Genomic DNA, 13,758 nt, shown 5'->3' with positions numbered 1-13,758 from the left:
CCACTTTTGATACTTCGCCTAATTTCCTCCAAGAAATAAACACCATAATAAAAGATATACAAACCCAACCCATCATTCTTAAAAATTTCATCTTAATAATACTTTATAAAATATTTCCAGACAACTAAGTATTAAGTATATAGGATATCGGTTCATTGTCGTTGTCTTTTATACGGATTGGTTGTTTACTAAGGGTAGACTTGGTATCATTCCCCTGTTTCGAGCAGTTTCTGAATGGAGTTCTATAGTTCTATTTGTATAATCACTAGTGGTTTATATAAATAGAACTACATGTGGTTTTAAATTGTATAATATTTAACAACTTAACAGATCGTACTTAGGAGGGTTTGAGATCTAGGAAAACAAATGAAAATAAGGAATTAATTCTTCTTATTTTCATGTGTTGTAGAGAAATTTAGTTGGAAACTGCTCTCCATATTGAGGAAGGAAGATTTGTTCTTGACTGTTCTCCAAACTTTTTACCGTCAATGATTATTTCCATTGGGATAGAAAATGCATCACCGACCAATAAAGCAGATCCGGTGGTAAGAAAAGATAGACGAACCAATTGTGAATCGTTAATATAAGGAATGCTTTTTCTCATTTGCTCTAGATCTATGTTATTACGAATACGATGCAATATAAAATTATTACATTGAGATAATACAGTTTTCGAAAGTTCACCTGGTCTTTGACTAGCTAAGATCATGAATACTCCGAATTTTCTACCTTCTTTTGCAATTTGTTCAAAGATTTTTAATGATTTCGTATTTTCTAAGCTGTTTTCTGTAATGTACTTATGCGCTTCATCGAATATAAAATGAAAGATTTTCTTTTCAGCTGATAAATCAGATTTTTGCTCTTTTTGTATGTTATAAATAGTTCTAAGAAAGTAACCTGTAAAAAAGAGAAGGTCGTTATCTTCCAGATTCCCTACTTTTAATATTGTAAATCCTTTATTAAAACTTTTCAGTGAATTAAATCTATCGAGTTTAGCTTCGTCTGCAGCAAATAAAGTTCTAGAATATGTGCTGATAATATTATTTATCCGGGTCATTAATGTCGAACAATAGGATCTTATTTGATTATTTCCTTTACTTTCTTCAAATAAGAAAGTTAAATCTAAACCAAGCTCTAGATTTGCTAGATCTTTGAAGCTCATGTTTGACTGTTCTATGAGAGATTGAACATGTTCTTTACACTGTTCATATTCATAACTGGATTGATTCTTAATATAGAATTTTAAAGATTCTTTAAAATTCGTCTCAGCCGCAGGGGCCAAATTTCCAAATTGTGAATTGTATAGAGCTAATGAAGATTTTATATCAGCATCAACAACTCCACTAAGTAATGATACAATTTTAGTTCTTTTACCTACTACTTCTGTAGAAACGTTATTATATAACTCTAAGGCACAATAAACTTTGATCCAATTGCAAATTCCGGATTCATTTGTTTCTAATAAATTAGCTAATCTAATTCCGCTTAATAAAACAGGCAACTGTACGGCTGAAGAGGGCTGAACAAGGTTAATCCAGTCATCAGATGTTAACGTTTCCAGAGGTATACATAGTTCGTCTGTTACATCATAAGTAGTAGAATAATCTTCTGGGAACCCATGGTATTCATCATGTATATCAAAAAACAAGAAATTAGCCGAATTTATATCAATAGCAGCCTTATTTGTTGATTCTATAATGTCATTAAACAATTTCCTAATGGTCGTAGACTTGCCCGATCCAGTATTCCCCAAAATACTCATATGATTTGATAACAACTTATCAATTGAGATACTTGGCATAAAGCCCTCGTTACCTGCTAGAGAACCCAACATAATAGAGAAATTTTGAACTGTTTCATTTGCCAAAGGATTAAAGATTTCTTGCATATCTTGATGAGACGTTAAGTATACATCATCATTTATCATTGGAAATCTTGTTAAACCAAAAGTAAAAATGTTCTTTTTTATTTCGCCTAAAGGTACAGCTTCAAAAATAGCTTTGTTAAAAAATCTTGAGTCTTCATCTAATTGATTATAAGGTTTCTCCATTTCGGCTAAGCTGATGATCTGATATATAAACTTATGTTGAAATGTCTTGTGTATAGTGACAAAAGTGTTAATTCCATCACAAGTGTAAATGTCACCAAGATGATTGTAATTTAGACTGTTTGTATCATGTATTTCAATAGATATTTTTTGAGGATAAACTTTGTTAACAATACCTATACTATTCCGCATCTGCATTTTCTGTTTCATCCCCTAAATAATCAATAACATTTGTGAAAAAATGAGCATCATTCTCTTTCTCCAAGCTACCACCAATAAAATGCAAGTTGTGCTTGCTCTTATGCTGCTCTAGAAAATCTCGAGCATTCATTTCATTTCTGTCTCCAAAAATAATGAGAGTAAAATCTTCATTATTTAATGATTGAGAAATAAGATGATTGATATGCGCATCTGGGAATCCATATCCTATAATAATCATTGTTGAATTTTTTCTTTGTAAGTTTAATGAAAATTCCCTAAATAATTCGGAGTAAGGACTTTGTTGTGTTTCGAAATGTTTATGTACTGTAGGGTAAATCAACACATTTGAAGGATCATCATCCATATTAAATGCAGTTTGTCTTATTGCATTAAGAGACTTATCAAATTTCCAATCAATCGAACCGTGAATTTTATATAATTTCACATAACGCCGAATAGCATTCCACTTGTCTTTATATCTATTCTCCGCATCAACTAATCTTAAATTGAAGGCAGAAGGGTTAAAAATTCGAAAAACAGAACCTTGAAAACCATTAGTATAATGAACATCTGATTCTTCCATTGATACTTCATTAAATAAATCATAATTTGTAGTAAAGATATTAATTGGTGATGATTGTTTGTTAAATTCTCTTAACTTAAATAAACGGTCATAAAAATTCAAATAATTTTCAAGTGTGGTATTTAAGTCCGAATCCTCTGTATCTTTAGAATATGTCAAATCAATTGATCGCAGTAATTCTTTTTTTGTCAAATCAAAAGCCTTTTTATGAGTACTTGTACTATCACTATCTTCAGTTTCTAAGACGGTTATCTTATTTTTAAGGAAATTTAAAAATCCTTCAATATCTTTATTTTCCGAGTAGGGACCACCTAAAGAGTTAGCTAATTCATTAGAAAAATCATCTTTTATCCTCATAAATGTTTGTCCCATTAATGGAATAGCCGGCAATGAACAACCTGAACCAATTAAAAAATTTAAATTCTCTGCTTTACTACAATGTTGCTTTAGAAAAGTAGAAATTTCATTTTTCTGTTTGGCAAGAGATTTACCTTCATTTAAATTTTTATCTAAACGATAGTGATAAATATTTAGAGTGTTTTGCTCTACTAATATATCTGTATGATTTGTATCAATTTCTTTTGTTTTCAATGTACAGGTACTCCTTTATATTATTTATTTTATGTTTAAATCTAGTATACATCCCATAGATCTTAAGGTACTATTCATAATTCATAAAAAGAGCCAGGAAAAAGTAAACTAGTAAGAAGCATTGTAAAATACGGACTTTAGCACCCAAGATACCTTTTCTCAGAGACGTTCCTTTTTATAGGGATGAACTTTCATTTTAACTAAAAGAGCGGATTCTGTCTTTTTTTATTTTGTTATATGGAATTTTGTAATGAAAAATGATCGTTACAAGAATCTAAATATCTTCGTTAAACTTTTTAATAAAGTAATTTCGTCTATAAATGTACACCATTATAGACGGTCAGCAAAGTAGTGTTATTCGGTCTATATATTACGACATATAAACCTTTATAAACGTCTATAAAATAATTGTTGTTTATAGACGTTTAGGGTTATAATGAAAGCAACAAGAGATATAGATTGGTGGTCGGGATACAATGGGAATTAATTTTGGGTACACTCGTGTGTCAACTAAAGAACAACACCTGGACAGACAGTATGAAGCATTGAAGCCATATGTAACGAATGATAAATATATTTATAGTGATAAGGCATCAGGTAAGGATATGGAACGAGAAGGTTTTCAAAATATGCTGAAGGCTATGCGTAAAGGCGATACACTCTATATCAAGTCTGTAGATCGTTTAGGAAGAAACAAGGAACAGATCAAACAATATCTACAATACTTTAAGGATGAAGGTATTCGTGTAAAGATTATTGATTTACCCACGACTATGCAGGACGTTCCTGAAGGTCAAGAATGGGTTATCGATATGATAAACAATATTATCATCGAGGTTTATACATCCATTGCACAGCAGGAACGTGAGACTCTTCTACAACGTCAGGCTGAAGGTATTGCAGTTGCTAAAGCTAAAGGTAAACATCTGGGAAGACCTAAGTTAGAATTACCTGAAGAGTGGGGCAAATTATACAAGCAGTGGAAGGCAGGAAAGATTACAGCCGTAGCATTTATGGATATGGTCGATATGAAGAAGCCGACCTTTTATAAAAAGGTGAAGGAGTACGAAGCCACTTTGTAGATATTCAGCCGATCAACAATAGTGGAAGTATGTTCTAAGTATTTCAACATAAGGTTGTTTTTCATCAATGTACAAACAAAAACTGGTCTCTCACGTCCGTTTAAAACGATTTTTATTTTCATTTATGGGTAACTGGCCACAAAAATGCTTCTAAATCGGTCTGAGTGAGCTACATAAAAATCATCGTTATTTTGGGTCTTTCAAAAAGCTAGCAAAAAGAAGCTGGCTTTTTTTTATGTATTGAAATAAGAACTTATGTTCCCGTATAATTAGATATACGAAGATGCTGAAAGGACGGATACTATGCTGGATGATTCCGAACGCAAGATACACCGGATATTACACAACTATTCTGTTGGACGAGGGCGGTTTCCGTCTATGCAAGAATTGATGATTAAAACGACTGGAAAGTCTGAAAAAGACATTACCGACACGTTAATTAGTCTAGAAGATAAGCTCTTTATTATTTGGGACGATAAGCGGCAAGTGGAATCGATTAAATTACTTCAAGGTTGGGAACAACAGCTTAGAAGTGAAGCGTTCAAACCTTCAGACAATCTAGATTACTGGACCAAGTATTAGGGGGCAGAGGTGTGTCAAAAAAACTGAGCAATAACGGTTTGTATGAGTCTTCACGTATGATACTTGCGGAGCACCGAGAAGCGTACAATGAATATATGTCCAAAACTGATCTGAAATTAAAACCGATCATCGACGAGCAGGAATGGCAAATGATTGGGGTTGCTCTTTCAGAGTCATTACGTGGCCATGTTAAAGTAACTCTGACGTTGTATGATCCACACGAATTTAAAGAGTTGACAGGACTCGTTTCTGTAATCAACACGTACCGAAAGGAAATAAAATTCCATTATGACGATGACTGGGAATGGATTTCGTTCGATAGAATTGTATCGGCCCGTATATGAATTTAGGAATAACACAAATGAATAAATCAAGGGTGTTCCTGGTTATTGGGAGGCGCCTTTTTTAGGTCCTCTGGTTGCAGCCGAGGCTTGGTTTTAACCAAGCCTCGATTTAAGAAGGTATCTCAATCCGTTGGACTTTTAACAGAGAACCTTGGATAACATTTCAAGGTTTTTTTATAGCGGGAATATGGAGTAGAAAAACTATACTCATGATTGTATCGGCGCTTGCATGTAGTTAGGGATATTACAACTTGTTTTACGATATTTTAATTTAAGACCACATTTTTATGTTTATGTGATTTTTGACGTTAAAAATGTGGCTTTTCAGGTTAGGATTGTGAGATATCGGAAATCATTAATCCTCAAAATATAAAAACAGAAAAAGGGACTCTAATAGGAAGCAGCCGCTCGAACGATTGGCTGCTTTTTTCATTAATATAATGGGCAGGTTAGTTTAATAAATGTCGAACGACAAGATTAGGTGGAAAAGATTTGAGAACGCCACCTCAAATCTTAATCATCCTTACGGGCTGCCTTGTTCTCCAGGAACACATATGGTTTAAACGCTATGACGGCGAACTACTCCTCTAAAAAAATGGTTGCGTACAATTACTTGCAATTTGCAAATAATTAATTTATATTATAAATAACATTTGCAACTTACAAGTATTACAGACAGCTTAATAAGAAGAGGTGATTTATAATGGATCAAAATTTAAGAGAGCTTTTCCAAGTCTTTAGTCGGCGTTTTGGCTTTTTAAATAAAAACTGTTGTCAGGCTGGCGGCCACGATATTTCTCTTGTTCAAAGTCATATTTTATATGAGATTGAACGTCAACATGAGCCCTCCATGCAACAAGTGGCGGAAACGTTAGGAACAGATATAACAACTTTTAGCAGACAAGTACAAACGTTAATTAAAATAAATTTAGTTTCTAAAACACCTGATCCAAAGGATCGAAGAATATTTATTTTATCACTTACAGAAGAAGGAAAAGAAGTTGCTGAAAACATAGATGGGCAAATGAATCAGTATTTGGATGATGTTTTCGCGAATATGAGTCAAGAAGAACAAGAGATGGTTGTACATTCTATTCAATTACTGAACAAAAATATGGAGAAAACCACGAAGTGTTGTACTACCCCTTTAGGGTAATACAATTCAAATAAATACTTGCAATTTGCAACTATATAGGAGTGTAGACATGATTAAAGAAATAATTAGCGAATTTTTTATTATCGCCTTTGAACTATTAGCTCTTTTCGTAGGGATATCATTTGTAGTTAACTTGCTTCAAGGTATTATACCTTACGACAAAATCAACAAATATCTTTCAGGAAAAAACACCTTTTTAGGTGTAATGGCAGCCCTTGTCTTTGCTTTTGTTACACCATTTTGTTCTTGTTCTACCATACCGGTAGTCGTGAACCTATTAAATAAAAAGGTGCGTTTTGGGATTGTCATGGTGTTCTTATTTTCATCTCCTTTATTAGATCCAACTATTATTACACTGATGGCTGCGATGCTTGGTATGAAAGTCGCTATAACATACACCATTATTACGGCCATCTTCTCAGCAATTGTTGGGCTGTTGCTAGAAAAATTAGGTTTTGAATCAGCGGTAAAAAAAGTGAACATGACTGGATATAACGAAGGCGAGATGAAATTTAGCTTTAAGGCTGCTGCCATAGAAACGCTAAATCTAATGAAGACCGTTTATCCGTACCTTCTTATTGGGGCTGCAATTGGAGCATTTATTCATGAAGCGGTACCGACAGAATTTATTAGCACATATTTAGGAGGAGATAAGTGGTGGCTTGTTCCGATTGCAGCTGTCATTGGAATTCCATTATATGTTCGTATTGAAACGATGATCCCGTTATCTAAAATCTTAATCGCAAAAGGAATGGCTTTTCCTCCTGTGATGGCTTTGATGATAGGTTCAGTTGGAGCGAGTATTCCAGAAGTCGCATTATTGAATTCCATTTTCCATAAACGATTGGTCGTTGCTTTTGTGGTTTCTGTTATTACGATGGCTACATTATCAGGATTCTTATTCTACATTATTTAAAGGAGGTGAATCTAATCATGTTTAACTTGTTTAAGAAATCAAAGAAAAACGACGATTGCTGCAGTGTGAAAATTGAAGAGGTAAAAGAGGAAAAACAATCTTGTTGTAATATAAAAATCGAAGAAGTGAAAGATGAAAATGATACAGATCGTTCTTCGGATAGCTGCTGCAAGACTACACCTTCGTCCTCTAATTAATACAAAAAACAAGGCTCTGCTAATATTGAGCCTTGTTTTTTGTATTTTTTCTTAATTTAAATTTTCATGGATAATTTTCTCTACAATAACACAGTCAATCCACTGGTCCTCTAATTTAGCGTGTTTTTCATAAATACCGACTTCTCTGAATCCACAGCGCTCGCACAGTTTTCGACTTCCTTGATTAAAAGTGAAAATACGAGAAAGTAGTTTCCAGTAACCAGCATCCTTGGAGACGTTTAATAGCTCGAGCAGGAGGGTGTAACCTACATTTTGTTTTCTAAAATCTTTATGTACATATACTGAAAACTCGCCAATACCTTGATAACATTCCCTTGAACGATAACTAGATACGGATGCCCAGCCTATAACCTGATGATTTAGTTCTGCTACGAGGATAGGAAATCTGTCTCCTTGAGATTGAATCCACTGAATTCGATCTTCTAACGTTTTAGGGATTGTTTCAAAGGTTGCATTTTGCTCTACGATGATGGAGTAATTATAGATCTCCATAATTTCTAGTGCGTCTTTTTCATTTGCTGGGCGGACTTGTATTTTCATTCTTTGAACCTCCATCTTAGATTAATACTACAAATATAAAACAAAAGCTCATCAAAGTTAGTTTGATGAGCTTGTTCTTACTATATTTTATTGATCCAGTATTTCGCTCCAGTCATGAACTGAGGAACCTTCTAAAAACCTTTCACAGTCCATGGCAGCCATACATCCGGAACCTGCTGCCGTAATAGCTTGCCGGTACTTGGAGTCTTGTACGTCACCACAAGCAAACACACCGGGAATATTGGTTTCCGTCGTTCCTGGATTAACAACAATGTATCCAAGAGGGTCGGTATTGATTTGCTCACCTAAAAATGAGGTGTTTGGAGTATGACCTATAGCTACAAATAAACCGTCAGCTTCTATTACTTCTTCTTGTCCGGTTTCATTATTAAGGACCTTTAATCCTTGAATTCCCATGTCTTTGGGAAGTACTTCAATCGGTGTTCGATTTAAAGCAAACGTAATTTTTGAATTTGATTTTGCACGGTCTTGCATAATTTTAGATGCTCTTAATTCATCCCGGCGATGAACCAGCACGACTTCTGAAGCAAAACGAGTTAAGAAGTTAGCTTCTTCCATAGCAGAGTCTCCACCGCCTACTACGATGATTTTCTTATTGCGGAAAAAGAATCCGTCGCAAGTAGCGCAGGTACTCACACCTCGACCGACGTATTCTTGTTCATTAGGAATATCAAGATACCTAGCTGATGCTCCAGTGGAGATAATAACGGATTCTGCCTCAATCTCACCTTGACCGTCAATTTTGATTTTGAATGGTCGTTTGCTAAAGTCCACTTCACTAACGAATCCGGATTTGAATTGAGCGCCAAAACGTTCTGCTTGTTTTCGCATGTTATCCATGAGTTCCGGTCCCATAATTCCATCAGGAAAACCTGGGAAGTTTTCAATTTCGGTCGTAGTGGTTAGCTGGCCGCCAGGCTGAAGTCCTTCAATAACAAGCGGATTCATATTCGCACGAGCCAAATAAATGGCCGCTGTGTATCCTGCTGGTCCTGTCCCAATAATAACTGATTTATACATAAGAATCCTCCTTATAGGGCAAATTAGATTAACACTTAGTTTGATTGGTTGTACTATCAGGTTTTGTGAAGATACAGCACAATTCCGGAGATAAGATTTTATTGACTTCACTTTCATTTATCCGGTAGTAACTCCATGTACCTCTTGTTTCTTTCAGTATAAAACCGGCATCATGAAGGATCTTAAGGTGATAGGAGAGTTTGGACTGAGGTATATCCATTTTTTCTACCAGATCGCAAACACAGACCTCTTCATATTTGCAAAGCTCACTCATAATGAGCAGTCTCTTCTGATCAGCTAAAGCTTTAAATTTGGACTCATAGTCAGCCAACATTGCGACATCTGTTGTCATGAGGGATAAACTCCTTTATAAATCAAATAATTTTGATTAATGAAATCCTAACACAGAGTCGTTTTGGTTTCAATACATCAAGATTATTTGATAAATGGATTGATGTTATGTATGATGGAGGCAAAAGATAATAATTGTCAGTACAAAGGGGTGAAGATTATGAGTGAAGTATTAGCTGCATCTGATTTATCTCTCGTTGCAGATCGATTAAAACTTTTAGGAGATAAAACGAGGCTTACGATGTTGCTGCTATTAAAAGATCGGGAATGGTGTGTTTGTGAATTCGTTGATATTTTTGAGATGTCCCAGCCGGCGATAAGCCAGCATATTAGGAAACTAAAGTCCCTGGATCTTGTGAAAGAATCGAGACGAAGTCAGTGGATCTACTATTCGCTTCATGTGGAGGACAAACCGTATATTCAGGCAGTTCTGGAAAGTTTACCGGATGCTCATCAAATTCTAAAGAATCTTAATAAACGGGATTCAAAATCTTCTTGTTGTATTGAAAAATAAAAAAGTGGGTTGTTTATATAAGCATATGCTTATATAATAATTTTTGAATAAAGGAGGCGGTTTATGACTCATGATAAAGCCTATGGATAAGGACAGATCCTACTTGTTTATTAAAAGATAGTCAATTTGGAGGTTTTATAGTGGTTTTGACAATCTTAGCTTGTATCATTTTTTTAGTTACACTGGTATTCGTCATCTGGCAGCCGAAAAACTTGAATATTGGTTGGTCTGCTTGTGGTGGTGCCGTTCTTGCTTTGTTAGTCGGAGTTGTAAGTTTCCAAGATGTTTGGGACGTTACTCAAATCGTATGGAATGCGACATTAGCGTTTGTGGCCATTATCTTAATTTCACTGATTTTAGATCGTATCGGATTCTTTGAATGGGCTGCACTACATATGGCCCGAGCAGCAAAAGGAAATGGGATCCGAATGTTTGTGTACATTAGTGTACTTGGTGCTGTAGTTGCTGCCTTCTTTGCAAATGACGGTGCTGCACTCATTTTGACACCCATCGTGCTTGCCATGGTACGTGCACTAAATTTTGATGAAAAAAGAGTATTTCCGTTTATTATTGCCAGCGGTTTTATAGCAGATACAACATCACTTCCGCTCGTTGTAAGCAACTTGGTAAATATCGTATCTGCTGATTTCTTTGGCATTAGCTTCAACGAGTATGCTAGTCGAATGATCATTCCTAATCTTTTCTCTCTAGTAGCAAGTATTTTAGTACTGTATTTATTTTTCAGAAAAAGTATTCCTAAAAGGTTTGATGATTCTGATCTTAAGACTCCGTCTGAAGCAATTAAAGACCCTGCGATGTTTAGAGTGTCATGGTACGTCCTAGCCATCCTTGTTATTGGTTACTTTGTAAGTGAGTTTGTAGGTATTCCGGTATCTATTGTTGCAGGGATCATTGCACTTACCTTCTTGCTACTGGCAAGAAAGAGTTCAGTCGTACAAACCAAAGAAGTGGTGAAAGGTGCACCTTGGAACATCGTATTCTTTTCGATCGGAATGTACGTTGTTGTGTATGGACTTCGAAATGCAGGTATGACAGATCTCTTAGCTGATGCGATAGGATCTTTGGCAGAGCAGGGACTATTTATCGCAACAATGGGTATGGGATTTATTGCAGCTATTCTTTCATCCATAATGAATAACATGCCAACTGTAATGATTAATGCGCTTGCCATTGACGCGACTCACGCTACAGGAGTCATTCAAGAAGGTTTAATTTACGCAAATGTGATTGGGTCTGACTTAGGGCCAAAAATTACCCCAATCGGTTCATTAGCCACCCTTTTGTGGCTACATGTACTTTCAACGAAAGGCATCAGAATACCATGGGGAACTTACTTTAAGACAGGGGTTATAATTACAATTCCTACCTTGTTTATTACGCTTCTAGGGTTGTATCTATGGCTTCTCATTTTATAAAAAATAGTTAGTCTTACTAAAAGGAGAAAAAATACATGAGTAAAAAAACAATCTATTTCTTATGCACAGGGAATTCTTGCCGCAGTCAAATGGCTGAAGGTTGGGCTAAAAAACATCTTGGTGACGAATGGAATGTATATAGTGCAGGAATTGAAGCGCACGGCTTAAATCCGAATGCGGTGAAAGCGATGAATGAAGTGGGTATTGATATCTCCAATCAAACTTCTGATATCATTGACCCAACCATTTTGAACTCTGCTGATCTTGTTGTCACTCTTTGCGGTGATGCAGCGGATAAGTGCCCAATTACTCCTCCAAGTGTTCGCCGTGAACACTGGGGATTTGATGATCCTGCAAAAGCTCAAGGAACGGACGAAGAAAAATGGTCTGTATTTCAGCGTGTACGCGATGAAATTGGACAGCGCATCGAAACTTTCGCAAAAACAGGTGAGTAATTTGTGGAATCCAGCCGAGAACAATAAGTTCTCGGCTTCATTAATATTATAAGAAGAAAAGAGTAATCTTTGCTCATGAGAATTGAAATTATAAACTAGATATGTGTTGTTATTCTGGTGCGATGCTCTTACTGTTCAATATAGCGATCCGGTGGGGCTTATCAAAGAACCGACAGCCGCGAGACAAAGGTAGTCCGGGATAGCCACCTGTAACCAGCTACCTATTTATATAGATTAATCACAAAATTAAAACTTGTAAAATACAAATATCTGAGTTATAACTGATCTAATATCTTGCCCAGCATAGAATGTGAATTGATTTAAAATTATTACGATCAATTACTTGCAATTTACAAGTAAATAAGAGGTTGGTTATTACCAAAAGCGAAAAGGGAGCAGAAAGATACACTTCTAGTTTGATATTGCTAACTATACATAGAAGTGAAAAGGAGGAAAAGTATATGACTAGTGTTTTAGATGTCCTAGTTATTGGTGGTGGACAATCGGGATTAGCATCAGGGTACCATCTAAAAAAAAGAGGTTTATCTTTTTTAATTTTGGAGGCGAGTGGAGAAGCCGCAGGATCGTGGCCTAATTACTATGATAGTTTAAAGCTATTTTCGCCGGCTAAATATTCATCTTTACCTGGATTATCTATATCGTCTCCAGGTTATCGATATCCTGATCGCGATGAAGTCATTCATTACTTAAAAAACTACGCATCACATTTTCAATTACCGATAGTCTTTCATCAACGGGTTGAACATGTCTCTAAAGAATCAGATGTCTTTTGTGTTCGTACAACTACTGGAGAAATATACAATGCACGTAATGTAATCTGCGCTACAGGTTCTTTTAACAACCCATATATACCATCCATAAATGCTAGAGACGAATTCACCGGTAATGTCTTACATTCAGCATTTTATAAGACACCGGACACTTTTAGAGATCAATCAGTTATCGTCGTTGGCAGGGGAAACTCAGCCGTACAAATCGCGATGGAATTAGCAGAAACAGCTAATACAACTTTAGCTGTACGTGAGCCAGTCTCGCTTATACCGCAGCGTTTTCTAGGAAAAGATATTCACTTCTGGTTTATCATTACCGGTATCGATTCAAAGTGGCGGATAGGGAAGTCACTAGCAACTGCCTCTTCCGTCATGGATTTGGATGGATACAAACAAAAGTTGAAGGAAGGTGATCCAAAACAAAAGAACATGTTTACATCATTTTATGAAGATGGGGTAATTTGGCCGGATGGTTCAAAAGAAAAGGTGGATAGCGTGATCTTTGCTACGGGATTCCGTTCTAATCTGCCTTTTATCAAGGATCTAGGAGGGCTTGATATTAAGGGAGATCCACTACAAGCCAGCGGAGTAAGTACTGTTGTATCCGGTCTATATTTTTTAGGATTATCTGGGCAGCGTTCTTTTGCTTCAGCTACACTCCGCGGGGTTGGTCGCGATGCTAAGTACGTTGCTAAACATATTCAAAAAAATGATAACTAAGAGAAAAAAATTTACACTAAGGCAACTGCCGTTTTGAACCTGCTCCGTTTTCATTAAGCTAACGGGCAGGTTAGTTTAACAAAAATCACTTGAATAATTCGATTCTGAATCTGTCCATCTTCTGTTTGAAAAATCTCCACAGAAAAAGCGCCGGCTCACGATGTTATCGTGAAATCGGCGCTTTTTTAAT

General features: G+C 35.8%; 15 protein-coding genes. 10 read left to right on the top strand and 5 right to left on the bottom strand.

The features are described from left to right. Positions 1 to 415 precede the first annotated feature (415 nt). Both KJS58_RS22975 and KJS58_RS22970 read right to left on the bottom strand, forming a co-directional pair. On the bottom strand, positions 416 to 2,245 hold the full coding sequence (locus KJS58_RS22975) for an ATP-binding protein (RefSeq protein ID WP_213535839.1): 1,830 nt from the start codon (positions 2,243 to 2,245) through the stop codon (positions 416 to 418). Beyond that, positions 2,229 to 3,422 carry an SIR2 family protein gene (locus KJS58_RS22970; protein ID WP_202032989.1) on the bottom strand — a complete coding sequence of 398 codons (1,194 nt, stop codon included), beginning with the start codon at positions 3,420 to 3,422 and terminating at the stop codon, positions 2,229 to 2,231. Before KJS58_RS22970 ends, KJS58_RS22975 begins: the two co-directional genes overlap by 17 nt. A gap of 476 nt (positions 3,423 to 3,898) precedes the next feature. On the opposite strand from KJS58_RS22970, the gene KJS58_RS22965 reads away from it, so the two are divergent. From KJS58_RS22965 to KJS58_RS22940, 6 genes are all read left to right on the top strand, one after another. Further along, on the top strand, positions 3,899 to 4,504 hold the full coding sequence (locus KJS58_RS22965) for a recombinase family protein (RefSeq protein WP_202032988.1): 606 nt from the start codon (positions 3,899 to 3,901) through the stop codon (positions 4,502 to 4,504). A gap of 303 nt (positions 4,505 to 4,807) precedes the next feature. Continuing rightward, positions 4,808 to 5,086: a hypothetical protein gene (locus tag KJS58_RS22960; protein WP_213535837.1), complete on the top strand. Its 279-nt coding sequence runs from the start codon at positions 4,808 to 4,810 to the stop codon at positions 5,084 to 5,086. An 11-nt stretch (positions 5,087 to 5,097) separates the two neighbouring features. Then, positions 5,098 to 5,430, top strand: coding sequence for a YolD-like family protein (locus tag KJS58_RS22955; RefSeq protein WP_213535835.1), 333 nt, complete (start codon positions 5,098 to 5,100; stop codon positions 5,428 to 5,430). A gap of 703 nt (positions 5,431 to 6,133) precedes the next feature. Next, a complete protein-coding gene (locus tag KJS58_RS22950; RefSeq protein WP_202032985.1) occupies positions 6,134 to 6,586 on the top strand; it encodes a MarR family winged helix-turn-helix transcriptional regulator in 453 nt (150 codons plus the stop codon). A 49-nt stretch (positions 6,587 to 6,635) separates the two neighbouring features. Then, positions 6,636 to 7,502, top strand: coding sequence for a permease (locus tag KJS58_RS22945; protein WP_202032984.1), 867 nt, complete (start codon positions 6,636 to 6,638; stop codon positions 7,500 to 7,502). Between the two features lie 17 nt (positions 7,503 to 7,519). Then, positions 7,520 to 7,699, top strand: coding sequence for a hypothetical protein (locus tag KJS58_RS22940; RefSeq protein ID WP_213535833.1), 180 nt, complete (start codon positions 7,520 to 7,522; stop codon positions 7,697 to 7,699). A gap of 51 nt (positions 7,700 to 7,750) precedes the next feature. Here KJS58_RS22940 and KJS58_RS22935 read toward each other — a convergent pair whose 3' ends face one another. From KJS58_RS22935 to KJS58_RS22925, 3 genes are all read right to left on the bottom strand, one after another. Beyond that, positions 7,751 to 8,260, bottom strand: coding sequence for an arsinothricin resistance N-acetyltransferase ArsN1 family A (locus KJS58_RS22935; RefSeq protein WP_202033006.1), 510 nt, complete (start codon positions 8,258 to 8,260; stop codon positions 7,751 to 7,753). Between the two features lie 87 nt (positions 8,261 to 8,347). Then, positions 8,348 to 9,301, bottom strand: coding sequence for a thioredoxin-disulfide reductase (trxB, locus tag KJS58_RS22930; RefSeq protein ID WP_202032983.1), 954 nt, complete (start codon positions 9,299 to 9,301; stop codon positions 8,348 to 8,350). 28 nt (positions 9,302 to 9,329) lie between these two features. Next, entirely contained in the window at positions 9,330 to 9,653 is a 324-nt protein-coding gene (locus KJS58_RS22925; RefSeq protein WP_374705849.1) for an ArsR/SmtB family transcription factor, read from the bottom strand. Between the two features lie 159 nt (positions 9,654 to 9,812). On the opposite strand from KJS58_RS22925, the gene KJS58_RS22920 reads away from it, so the two are divergent. From KJS58_RS22920 to KJS58_RS22905, 4 genes are all read left to right on the top strand, one after another. Further along, on the top strand, positions 9,813 to 10,166 hold the full coding sequence (locus KJS58_RS22920) for an ArsR/SmtB family transcription factor (protein WP_202033004.1): 354 nt from the start codon (positions 9,813 to 9,815) through the stop codon (positions 10,164 to 10,166). Between the two features lie 146 nt (positions 10,167 to 10,312). Beyond that, on the top strand, positions 10,313 to 11,602 hold the full coding sequence (locus tag KJS58_RS22915) for an arsenic transporter (RefSeq protein WP_202033003.1): 1,290 nt from the start codon (positions 10,313 to 10,315) through the stop codon (positions 11,600 to 11,602). Between the two features lie 35 nt (positions 11,603 to 11,637). Next, entirely contained in the window at positions 11,638 to 12,057 is a 420-nt protein-coding gene (gene arsC / locus KJS58_RS22910; protein WP_202032982.1) for an arsenate reductase (thioredoxin), read from the top strand. A 461-nt stretch (positions 12,058 to 12,518) separates the two neighbouring features. Beyond that, entirely contained in the window at positions 12,519 to 13,568 is a 1,050-nt protein-coding gene (locus KJS58_RS22905) for a flavin-containing monooxygenase (protein WP_202032981.1), read from the top strand. Positions 13,569 to 13,758: the final 190 nt, after the last annotated feature.

This window comes from Paenibacillus sp. J45TS6 (assembly GCF_018403285.1).
In the GTDB taxonomy this organism is placed as follows: Bacteria; Bacillota; Bacilli; order Paenibacillales; family Paenibacillaceae; genus Paenibacillus.
Note: the sequence above shows the minus strand (reverse complement) of the source record. Positions and strands in the feature narration are given on the sequence as shown.

What these genes read in the sequence shown, in the direction of transcription:
- KJS58_RS22975 (WP_213535839.1), bottom strand. Translation starts at nt 2,245, where the DNA reads ATGCAGATGCGGAATAGTATAGGTATTGTTAACAAAGTTTATCCTCAA.
- KJS58_RS22965 (WP_202032988.1), top strand. Translation starts at nt 3,899, where the DNA reads ATGGGAATTAATTTTGGGTACACTCGTGTGTCAACTAAAGAACAACAC.
- KJS58_RS22960 (WP_213535837.1), top strand. Translation starts at nt 4,808, where the DNA reads ATGCTGGATGATTCCGAACGCAAGATACACCGGATATTACACAACTAT.
- KJS58_RS22950 (WP_202032985.1), top strand. Translation starts at nt 6,134, where the DNA reads ATGGATCAAAATTTAAGAGAGCTTTTCCAAGTCTTTAGTCGGCGTTTT.
- KJS58_RS22945 (WP_202032984.1), top strand. Translation starts at nt 6,636, where the DNA reads ATGATTAAAGAAATAATTAGCGAATTTTTTATTATCGCCTTTGAACTA.
- KJS58_RS22940 (WP_213535833.1), top strand. Translation starts at nt 7,520, where the DNA reads ATGTTTAACTTGTTTAAGAAATCAAAGAAAAACGACGATTGCTGCAGT.
- KJS58_RS22935 (WP_202033006.1), bottom strand. Translation starts at nt 8,260, where the DNA reads ATGAAAATACAAGTCCGCCCAGCAAATGAAAAAGACGCACTAGAAATT.
- trxB (WP_202032983.1), bottom strand. Translation starts at nt 9,301, where the DNA reads ATGTATAAATCAGTTATTATTGGGACAGGACCAGCAGGATACACAGCG.
- KJS58_RS22925 (WP_374705849.1), bottom strand. Translation starts at nt 9,653, where the DNA reads ATGACAACAGATGTCGCAATGTTGGCTGACTATGAGTCCAAATTTAAA.
- KJS58_RS22920 (WP_202033004.1), top strand. Translation starts at nt 9,813, where the DNA reads ATGAGTGAAGTATTAGCTGCATCTGATTTATCTCTCGTTGCAGATCGA.
- arsC (WP_202032982.1), top strand. Translation starts at nt 11,638, where the DNA reads ATGAGTAAAAAAACAATCTATTTCTTATGCACAGGGAATTCTTGCCGC.
- KJS58_RS22905 (WP_202032981.1), top strand. Translation starts at nt 12,519, where the DNA reads ATGACTAGTGTTTTAGATGTCCTAGTTATTGGTGGTGGACAATCGGGA.